We start from the raw sequence: 8,995 nt of genomic DNA, 5'->3' as shown, positions 1-8,995 counted from the left end.
CCTTCGGCCCGCCCACCCCGGCCCGGGGTGGGCGGGCCGAAGGCGCGCAGCAGCGCCTCGGGCGGGGGCGGCGGGACCGGCCGCGACGGCAGCGGCGGGCGGTCACCCGAGAAGCTGCCGTCGACGCGGTCGGGCCGGCCGAACGCCGCGGCCTGGGCCGGGCTGGTCGGGGGTGCGGCGACCGGTCGCGGGTCGAGCCTCCGCGCGGCCGCCTCGTCGAACGGGCCGGACTGACCCGACGGCCGGACGAAGGCGTCCCCGCCGGCTGCCGACTGCTCGGGAGTGCTCAGGGGGTGCCGCCCGGTGGCGCGGTGGGAGCGGTGCCGACGGTGACCGTGCGCAGCGCCGGCGGGGCCACCTCGGAGTGCTGCACGGGGCGGACGCTGTCGGCGGCGGGGCCGCCGGCGTCGCGGGGACCGTCGCCGGGGAGGTTCAGGACCAGCGCGGTGACGCCGGCACCGAGGCCGACCATCGTGCCGGCGACGCCCCGGCGCAGCCAGCGCGCGCCCAGGGATCCGCGACGCGGTGCGGGCTCGGTCAGGTCGAGCGACCAGGAGCCGTTGCTGCCGGTCAGGGTCAGCTCCCCCGGTCCGGCGCTCATCGCGCCGGGCCCGGAGCCGGCGCCCGGCACCTCGGCGGTGAACGGGATCGCGCACAGGCGGGACATCAGGTCACCGGGCACCGCGACGTCGGCGGACCCGTGCAGTGCCTCCTTGGCCTCGCGCTGGGCCTCGACGGCCATCCGGCACTGCATGCACCCGGCGAGGTGGCGGGCCGCCCGGCCGGCGGGGCCGGCGGTCAGCTCGCCGTCGACGAGGGCTGTGATGGCCTCCTGGGCGAGGTGGCTCTCCGGGATGTTCACGCCCCGACCTCCCCGGCGACGGGCCGGCGCGGCGCGAGGTGCGCCAGCGCCTGGCGCAGCTGGACGCGGCCACGGTGGATCCGGCTGCGGACGGTGCCGAGCTTGATCCCCAGCGTCGCGGCGATCTCCTCGTAGGTGAGTCCCTCGATGTCGCAGAGGACGACGGCCACGCGGAACTCCGGCGCCAGCGCGTCGAGCGCAGCCTGCACCTGCGGGTCGAGGTGGGTGTCGGCGTAGACCTGCTCCGGGCTGGGCGCGCGGCCCGGCAGCCGCTCGGTGTCCTCGGGCAGGGCGTCGAACCGGATGCGCTGGCGGCGGCGCACCATGTCGAGGAACAGGTTGGTGGTGATGCGGTGCAGCCAGCCCTCGAAGGTCCCGGGCGAGTAGCTGGCCAGCGACCGGAACACCCGGACGAACGTCTCCTGGGTGAGGTCCTCGGCGTCCTGGGCGTTCCCCGACAGCCGGTAGGCCAGGCGGTAGACGCGGGCCGAGTGGTCGCGCACGACCTGCTCCCACGAGGGCGCCACCCAGACCTCCGGGTTGGCCCCAGGGGCTACCGGCTGCTCTGGCGTGGCCTCGGACACGTCATCAGGATCGCAGACGGGAGCCGCCGCGACCTCCCCGGCACGGGGGAATCCGGCAGGCACCGCTGGCTTCACGCGCACATCCAGGTTAACGGGCGGGCAGCACAGCCGTGTTCCCGGGCACCGCGACTCCCAGGAGACGCACAGGGAACGCCGCCGCACGGAGGGCGGGTGCCCCGGCCACTACCCTCGGCCGGTGATGAGCGCCCAGGAACCGCCGCCCGGCGGCGGCACCGATCCGGGCGCCGCCTACGCCGACCGTTTCGCCGCGGAGACGCCCGAGATGGCCGCCGCCCGTCACCGGGCGCACTTCCTCTCCGGTCCTCCGCCCGTGGAGCCGGCGGTGGGCGCGACGCTCGCCGTCCTCGCCACCACCGCGGGGGCCCGGTCGGTGGTCTCCATCGGCAGCGGCGGCGGCCTTGCCGCCCTCTGGCTGCTGCGCGGCATGCGACCCGACGGCGTCCTCACCGCGCTCGACGGCGACCCGGAGCAGCTGGGCGCCGCGCGCAAGGCGCTCGCCGAGGCCAGGATCCCGGCCAGCCGGGCGCGACTGATCTTCGGCACCCCGGCCGAGGTCCTCCCCCGGCTGTCGCCCGGCGCCTACGACCTGGTCTGCGTCGCCGGCCCGCCGCGGGACTACAGCGACCACCTGCCCGCCCTGCTCGGGCTGGTCCGCGTGGGCGGGTCGTTGACCTGCCACGGGCTGCTGGCCGGTGGCAGGGTCGCCGACCGCACCGCGCGGGACCCGCAGTCGGTGGCCTTCCGCGAGATCGCCCGCACCGTCCGGGACGACGAGACGCTGCTGTCCGCCGTCCTGCCCATCGGCACCGGGCTGCTGGTCGCCACCAAGCGCTCCTCTCCGCCGACCACCTGACCGGCGCGGTGCGCACCGTCATCGCCGCGACGCCCTGCGCCAGGTGTCCTTCCGGCGGGCGTCAGCGGAACGGCAGTTCCTCGACCGGCGCCCACGGGCCGCCGAGGTAGCGCCACAGGCCGAGACCGCGGGCGCGCACCTGGTACGGCACGAACTCGGAGGTCAGCCGGTCGTGCAGCGCCCGCGCGACAGCGGGGCCGACCTTGTTCTGCACCGTCACGTGCGGGGCGTGCCGCTGCCGGTCCTGCGGGGTGAGCCAGTGATCCCAGCCCCTGGCGAGGGAGCTCCGCAACCCGGACAGCTCCGCGGAGGACAGCGCGAACGCCACCCCCCGTCCCAGGAACCGCACGGCGGTGACGTCGACCTCGAACGCCTCCCGGTCCGCGGCCGCCCGCAGGTCGGCCAGGACGGCGTCGACGTGCTCGCCGCCCAGGGCGTGGAAGAGCGTCACGTGCGCCTGGAGGTGGTTGCGCTCCGGTGGGAAGTGCTCCGCCCGGAGCCGGTCGAACCGCGCCTGCGCTGCTTCGTCCAGCAGCAGCGTGACGACCAGGGGTGAGGTGCTGGACCGGCCCTCGGGCAGGGCCCCGGCCTGAGCGGAGCGAGGGTCGGGGGGAGAAAGGACCCCGTCCTCCTCACCCCTCGCAGGCTCGGGGCGAGCCTCTGGACGGGGCCGCATCAGAGGAAGGCGCGGAAGCCCTTGCCGAGCACGGTGACCCCGCCGGCGCTGACGTGGTACCGCTGCCGGTCCAGCTCCGGGTCGAGCCCGATCCGGGCCCCGGCGGGGACGACGGCGTTCTTGTCCAGGATCGCCCGCCGCACGTGGGCTCCCTCGCCGATGTAGGCGCCGTCCATGATCACGCTGTCCTCGACGCGTGCCCCGCGCTCGACGCGCACCCCGGGCGAGATGACCGAGTTGTGCACCGAGCCCCCGCCGATGATCGCGCCGGCGCTGACCATCGACTCCTCGGCCCGGCCGCCGAGCACGAACTTGGCCGGCGGCAGCTGCGGCGGGAGGGTGAAGATCGGCCAGCGGTCGTTGTAGAGGTTGAACACCGGCGTCACCGACACGAGGTCCATGTGCGCGTCGTAGTAGGCGTCGATGGTCCCGACGTCGCGCCAGTAGCCGTGGTCGCGCTCGGTCGCGCCGGGGACGATGTTGGTCGAGAAGTCGTAGACCCACGCCTCACCGGCGTCGGCGAGCATCGGCATGATCGAGCCGCCCATGTCGTGGACGGAGTTCTCGTCCGCCGCGTCGGTGCGCAGCGCCTCCAACAGGGCGTCGGTCGTGAAGACGTAGTTGCCCATGGAGGCGAAGCTCTCCTCGGGCGAGTCGGGCAGACCGGGCGGGTCGGCCGGCTTCTCGAGGAATCCGCGCACCTTGCCCTCGGCGGTGGCGTCGATGACGCCGAACTCGGTGGCGTCCTTCCGTGGCACCCGCAGCCCGGCGATCGTCACCCCGGCACCGGTCTGCAGGTGCTGGTCGACCATCTGCGCCGGATCCATCCGGTAGACGTGGTCGGCGCCGAACACGACGACGATCTCCGGCCGCTCGTCGTAGATGAGGTTCAGGCTCTGGAAGATCGCGTCGGCGCTGCCGGTGTACCAGCGCGGGCCGAGCCGCTGCTGCGCCGGAACCGGGGTGATGTAGTTGCCCAGCAGCTGCGACATCCGCCAGGTCTGGGTGATGTGCCGGTCCAGGCTGTGGCTCTTGTACTGGGTGAGGACGGCGATCTGCCGGATCTCGGCGTTCACCAGGTTCGACAGCACGAAGTCGATCAGCCGGTAGTTGCCGCCGAAGGGCACCGCGGGCTTGGCCCGGTCGGCCGTCAACGGCGCGAGCCGCTTGCCCTCGCCACCGGCGAGGACGATGCCGAGAACCCTTGGACCGCCGCGCATGTGACGCACGGTATCCGCTACCGCCGCCGTTCACGCCTTCGCACCCGTCCAGGCCACCCTTCGGGGTCCCATGCCGAGTTCGGCGGACCGGGTCGAGCCGGTCCGCCGTCCCTCGAGCCGCCGCACGACCCGGCTCATCGGCAGGTGCCGCGGCTCAACCCCCGGGAACGGCCCCGGCGGCGCGATGGATCGGCAGCGGGTGAGCATGGAACGGCCCTCTCTCAGGAGGCCCGCTCCGAACAGGTCACGGGATGGAACGGCCCCCTCTCAGGAGGCCCGCTCCGAACAGGTGACGGGATGGAACGGCCCCCTCTCAGGAGGCCCGCTCCGAACAGGTGACGGGATGGAACGGCCCCCTCTCAGGGACCCGGCGCGAGCGGAGCGAGTGTCGGGGGGCGACGGGGTCCTTCTAGGGTGACGCGGTGCGCATCGGGATCGTCACGCGGGAGTGGCCACCGGCCGTCTACGGCGGCGCGGGGGTGCACGTCGAACATCTGGTCGCGGCGTTGCGCTCGCTGCCCGCAGGACCGGAGCTGGACGTGCACTGCTTCGGCGATCCCCGGGGCGACGCGACGGGGCATCCCGTGCCGGAGCCGTTGCGCGAGGCCAACGGGGCGCTGCAGGCCTGGGGCACCGACGTCGAGATCGCGGCCGCGCTCGCCGGCGCGGACCTGGTGCACAGCCACACCTGGTACGCCAACGGCGCCGGGCTGCTCGCCTCGCTCGTGCACGGCGTCCCGCACGTGATCACCGCCCACTCCCTCGAGCCACGGCGGCCGTGGAAGGCCGAGCAGCTGGGCGGTGGCTACCGGCTCTCCTCGTGGACGGAGCGCACGGCCTATCTCGCCGCCGACGCCGTCATCGCGGTGAGCGGCGGCATGCGCGACGACGTCCTCGCCGTCTACCCGGAGCTGGACCCGGCCCGGGTGCACGTCGTCTACAACGGCGTCGACCCCGACGCCTATCGCCCGGTGCAATCCCCGGACGTCGTCCGCGGCCTGGGGGTCGACCCCGACCGGCCCTACGCGCTCTTCGTCGGCCGGATCACCCGGCAGAAGGGCCTGCCCCACCTGCTGGCCGCTGCCGAGCAGCTGCCCGGCGACGTCGGGTTGGTGCTCTGCGCCGGCGCGGCCGACACCCCCGCCGAGCGCCAGCAGGTGGCCGACGCCGTCGCCGCCCTGCAGGCCCGCCGCGAGGGCGTCGTCTGGATCGAGGCGATGCTGCCGCGCGAGCAGCTGGTGCCGCTGATCACCGGCGCGACGGTGTTCGTCTGCCCCTCGGTCTACGAGCCGCTGGGCATCGTGAACCTCGAAGCGGCCGCCTGCGGCACCGCGGTGGTGGCGAGCGCCGTCGGCGGCATCCCGGAGGTCGTCGACGACGGCCGGACCGGCCTGCTGGTGCCTTACGACGAGGCCGACCCCGCCGGGTTCGCCGCCGGGCTGGCCGCGCGCATGAGCGAGCTGCTGGCGGATCCGGACCGCGCCGCGGCCATGGGCGCCGCGGGCCGGGAACGGGTGCTCTCGGAGTTCGGGTGGGCCGCGATCGCCCAGCGCACCACAGAGGTCTACTCCGCCGTCCTGGCGGCCCGGGACTGACCAGCGCTGGTAGGTTCGCCCCGCCGACCTCTGCGTCGGTGTCGCCACGGCAGCGAAGTCCGGTGCAATACCGGCGCTGTCCCGCAACTGTGATGGCCTTCCGGAGCCCGGCGGCCTGAGCCAGATCGCCTGCCCTGCGGCATGTCACCGACCCTCGCGGTAAGGGTCGCGCATCCTGCCGGCGGCAGATCATGGGCGACGCTTCCCGCCTCCACTGGAGGCTTCTCTTGCCCCGATCCCACTCCCGGCGGACGACGTCCCGGGACGCGCGCCGGGTCGGCCCCGCCGCCCTGCCGGCCCTCCTGCTCGCCCTGGTCCTGTCGCTCACCGCCTGCGGGGGCGGCGACTCCGGCGACGAGAGCGCCGCCGAGACCTCCGGCTCCACGCCCTTCCCGGTGACGGTGACCGGCTCCAACGGCGAGGTGATCCTCGAGGAGCAGCCCGGGTCCATCGTCTCGCTGTCGCCCTCGGCGACGGAGATGCTCTTCGCCATCGGCGCGGGCGACCAGGTGAAGGCGGTCGACGACTACTCGAACTTCCCCGAGGACGCCCCCGTCACCGAACTGTCGGGCTTCACCCCGAACGCCGAGGCGATCGCCGGGTACGAGCCGGACCTGGTGGTCCTGAGCAACGACCAGAACGGCATCGTCGACGCGCTCGACGCCCTGGCGGTGCCCACCCTGCTGCTCGAGGCGGCTGTGAGCGTCGACGACACCTACGCCCAGATCGAGACCCTCGGCGAGGCCACCGGTCACGCCGAGGAGGCCGGTGCCGTGGTGGCCGAGGTCCAGGAGCGGATCGCCGACGCGGTCGCCTCGGTGCCCGACGACGTGGAGGGCATGACCGTCTACCACGAGCTCGGCCCGGAGCTGTACTCCGCGGACAGCAGCACCTTCGTGGGCAGCATCTACACGATGTTCGGCCTGGAGAACATCGCCGACGGACCCGGTGAGGCGGCCGGCGGATACCCGCAGCTGTCACCCGAGTACGTCGTCGCGGAGGCTCCCGACCTCATCGTGCTCGCCGACACGAAGTGCTGCGCCCAGTCGGCGGCGACCGTCGCGCAGCGGCCCGCCTTCGACACCGTTCCTGCCGTCACCGAGGGCCGGGTGCTGGAGGCCGACGACGACATCGCCTCCCGCTGGGGCCCGCGCATCGCGGACTTCGCCGAGGCCGTCGCCGAGTCCCTCCAGGGCTGACGGACCAGGGATCGCAGCGATGACGGTGACGGCGGGGAGCGGCACCCGTTCCCAACCGGGCATCCCTCCGCCGGCCGACCCTCGGGGGCGCCGCCGTCCGGGGCTGGTCCTGCTGGCCAGCGGAGCGGCGCTGGTCCTCGCCGTGCTGGCCGGGGTGTGGGTGGGCGCGCTGCCGCTGGCCCCCGGCGCCGTCGTCGCCACATTGCTCGACCGCCTGCTGGGGCCGCTGGGCATCGACGTGCCCGGCGGCCTCAGCGGCACCGAGGAGGCGGTGCTGCTGCAGCTGCGGCTCCCCCGGGTCCTGCTCGCCGCGCTCGTCGGCGCCGGGCTGGCCGTGGCCGGCGCCGCCTACCAGGGGGTGTTCCGCAACCCGCTGGCCGACCCGTACCTGCTGGGTGCTGCCGCCGGCGCGGGCCTCGGCGCCACCCTGGTGATCGCCTACTCCCCCGTCCAGTCCATCGGACCGGTCGGCATCGTGCCCCTGGCGGCCTTCGCCGGGGCGCTGCTCGGCGTGGGGTGCGCGCTGGTCCTGGGCGCGGTCACCGGTGGCTCGCACGGCCCCACCCTGCTGCTGGCCGGCATCGCCGTCGCCGCGTTCCTGTCGGCCGGCCAGACACTGGTCCAGCAGCGGAACACCGACGACCTGCGCGAGATCTACGGCTGGCTGCTCGGGCAGCTCGGCAAGGCGCAGTGGTCCGACGTCGCGATGGTGCTCCCCTACCTCGGCGCCTCCTGCCTGGTGCTGCTGCTGTGCGGCCGCGCGCTCGACGTGCTGGCGGTGGGCGACGACGAGGCGTCCTCGCTCGGGGTGAGCCCCGGCCGGCTGCGCCTGCTGGTCATCGTCGCCGCGTCGCTGGCCACCGCCTCCGCGGTCGCGGTCAGCGGCCTCATCGGCTTCGTCGGCCTGGTCGTGCCGCACATCGCCCGCCGCTTCGTCGGCGGCTCCAACGCCCGGCTGCTGCCGGTCTCGCTGCTGATCGGCGGGGCGTTCCTCGTCCTCACCGACGTCGTCGCCCGGGTGGTGATCGCTCCCGGGGAGCTGCCGATCGGCGTGGTCACCGCGTTCATCGGGGCGCCCTTCTTCGCGGGGCTGCTCTGGATCGGGGCGCGGCAGCGATGAACCGCCCAGCAGCGGAGGACCGCGCGACCGGTGCCCGGGTCGAGGTCGTCGGCCTGTCCACCGGCTACGGCCGCCGGCAGGTCCTGGAAGCCGTGCGGCTGACCGTCCAGCCGGGCGGCTGGCTGGCCGTCATCGGCCCCAACGGTTCGGGCAAGTCGACTCTCCTGCGGTCGATGCTCGGGTTCCACCGGCACGAGGGACAGGTGCGCGTCGACGGCGTCCCCCTGACCGGCATGCCGCGCCGGGAGCGCGCCCGCTCGCTGGCCTACGCCCCGCAGACCCCGGTCCTGCCCGACGGCGTGACGACCCGCGACTACGTCACCCTCGGTCGCACGCCGCACCGGCCGCTGCTGGCCGCCCCGCGCGCGGTGGACCGGCGGGTGGTCGTCGACGTGATGGAGCGCCTGGGGCTCGCGCCCATGGCCGAGAGGCAGCTCTCCACGCTCTCCGGCGGCGAGCAGCAGCGCGCCGTGCTGGCCCGCGCGCTGGCCCAGCAGCCGCGGGTGCTGCTGCTCGACGAGCCCACGGCGTCACTGGACCTCGGGCACGCGCAGCAGGTGCTCGACCTCGTCGACCGGCTCCGCCGCCAGGACGGGCTCACCGTCGTCAGCACGCTGCACGACCTGACGCTCGCCGGCCAGTACGCCGACCGGCTGGCACTGCTGTCCGAGGGGCGCGTCGTCGCCGAGGGCAGCCCCGCCGAGGTGCTCACCGCCGAGGCCCTGAGCGCCCACTACGGCGCCCGCGCCGAGGTGGTGCAGGGCCCCTCCGGCCCGGCCGTGCTGCCGGTGCGCTGACCCTGGCGTCCTCCGGACGACCCGCACCGACGGCCGTCCCCAGCTCCGTGGAGCCGCTCCGCCGCCTG

General features: G+C 74.7%; 9 protein-coding genes and 1 pseudogene. 6 read left to right on the top strand and 4 right to left on the bottom strand.

Going from position 1 to position 8,995, the window contains the following annotated elements:
• A pseudogene (locus tag C5508_RS20250) lies at nt 1-234 on the top strand (hypothetical protein); the annotation flags it as partial.
• Nucleotides 235-286: 52 nt separating this feature from the next.
• Here the strand turns inward: C5508_RS20250 and C5508_RS07265 are convergent.
• Together C5508_RS07265 and sigE are read right to left on the bottom strand one after the other, a co-directional pair.
• Nucleotides 287-862: an anti-sigma factor family protein gene (locus tag C5508_RS07265; protein ID WP_104524273.1), complete on the bottom strand. Its 576-nt coding sequence runs from the start codon at nt 860-862 to the stop codon at nt 287-289.
• Nucleotides 859-1,446 carry an RNA polymerase sigma factor SigE gene (sigE, locus tag C5508_RS07260; RefSeq protein ID WP_104524272.1) on the bottom strand — a complete coding sequence of 196 codons (588 nt, stop codon included), beginning with the start codon at nt 1,444-1,446 and terminating at the stop codon, nt 859-861. Before sigE ends, C5508_RS07265 begins: the two co-directional genes overlap by 4 nt.
• Before the next feature lie 199 nt (nt 1,447-1,645).
• On the opposite strand from sigE, the gene C5508_RS07255 reads away from it, so the two are divergent.
• Nucleotides 1,646-2,320, top strand: a complete 675-nt coding sequence (locus C5508_RS07255) for an O-methyltransferase (RefSeq protein ID WP_198597942.1) — start codon at nt 1,646-1,648, stop codon at nt 2,318-2,320.
• A gap of 61 nt (nt 2,321-2,381) precedes the next feature.
• Here the strand turns inward: C5508_RS07255 and C5508_RS07250 are convergent, their stop codons facing one another.
• Together C5508_RS07250 and glgC are read right to left on the bottom strand one after the other, a co-directional pair.
• Nucleotides 2,382-2,996: a 2'-5' RNA ligase family protein gene (locus C5508_RS07250; RefSeq protein WP_104524270.1), complete on the bottom strand. Its 615-nt coding sequence runs from the start codon at nt 2,994-2,996 to the stop codon at nt 2,382-2,384.
• Nucleotides 2,996-4,216 (bottom strand): glucose-1-phosphate adenylyltransferase, encoded by a 1,221-nt coding sequence (gene glgC, locus C5508_RS07245; protein ID WP_104524269.1) that lies wholly within the window; start codon nt 4,214-4,216, stop codon nt 2,996-2,998. The genes C5508_RS07250 and glgC overlap by 1 nt, the downstream gene beginning before the upstream one ends.
• A gap of 422 nt (nt 4,217-4,638) precedes the next feature.
• Between glgC and glgA the strand changes: the two genes are divergently transcribed.
• From glgA to C5508_RS07225, 4 genes are all read left to right on the top strand, one after another.
• Nucleotides 4,639-5,811 carry a glycogen synthase gene (gene glgA / locus C5508_RS07240; RefSeq protein WP_104524268.1) on the top strand — a complete coding sequence of 391 codons (1,173 nt, stop codon included), beginning with the start codon at nt 4,639-4,641 and terminating at the stop codon, nt 5,809-5,811.
• 227 nt (nt 5,812-6,038) lie between these two features.
• Nucleotides 6,039-7,010 (top strand): ABC transporter substrate-binding protein, encoded by a 972-nt coding sequence (locus C5508_RS07235; protein WP_232796980.1) that lies wholly within the window; start codon nt 6,039-6,041, stop codon nt 7,008-7,010.
• A 19-nt stretch (nt 7,011-7,029) separates the two neighbouring features.
• On the top strand, nt 7,030-8,130 hold the full coding sequence (locus C5508_RS07230; protein WP_104524266.1) for a FecCD family ABC transporter permease: 1,101 nt from the start codon (nt 7,030-7,032) through the stop codon (nt 8,128-8,130).
• Nucleotides 8,127-8,927: an ABC transporter ATP-binding protein gene (locus tag C5508_RS07225; protein WP_104524265.1), complete on the top strand. Its 801-nt coding sequence runs from the start codon at nt 8,127-8,129 to the stop codon at nt 8,925-8,927. Before C5508_RS07230 ends, C5508_RS07225 begins: the two co-directional genes overlap by 4 nt.
• Nucleotides 8,928-8,995: the final 68 nt, after the last annotated feature.

The sequence above is a fragment of the Blastococcus atacamensis genome (assembly GCF_002938425.1).
Taxonomy (GTDB): domain Bacteria; phylum Actinomycetota; class Actinomycetes; order Mycobacteriales; family Geodermatophilaceae; genus Blastococcus; species Blastococcus atacamensis.
The sequence above is the reverse complement of the archived record's forward strand: the minus strand, read 5'-3'. Positions and strand labels throughout refer to the sequence as shown.

Bases quoted from the DNA above. Each gene is read 5' to 3' on its own strand.
- C5508_RS07255 (WP_198597942.1), top strand. From the start codon at position 1,646: ATGAGCGCCCAGGAACCGCCGCCCGGCGGCGGCACCGATCCGGGCGCC.
- C5508_RS07250 (WP_104524270.1), bottom strand. From the start codon at position 2,996: ATGCGGCCCCGTCCAGAGGCTCGCCCCGAGCCTGCGAGGGGTGAGGAG.
- glgC (WP_104524269.1), bottom strand. From the start codon at position 4,216: ATGCGCGGCGGTCCAAGGGTTCTCGGCATCGTCCTCGCCGGTGGCGAG.
- C5508_RS07230 (WP_104524266.1), top strand. From the start codon at position 7,030: ATGACGGTGACGGCGGGGAGCGGCACCCGTTCCCAACCGGGCATCCCT.
- C5508_RS07225 (WP_104524265.1), top strand. From the start codon at position 8,127: ATGAACCGCCCAGCAGCGGAGGACCGCGCGACCGGTGCCCGGGTCGAG.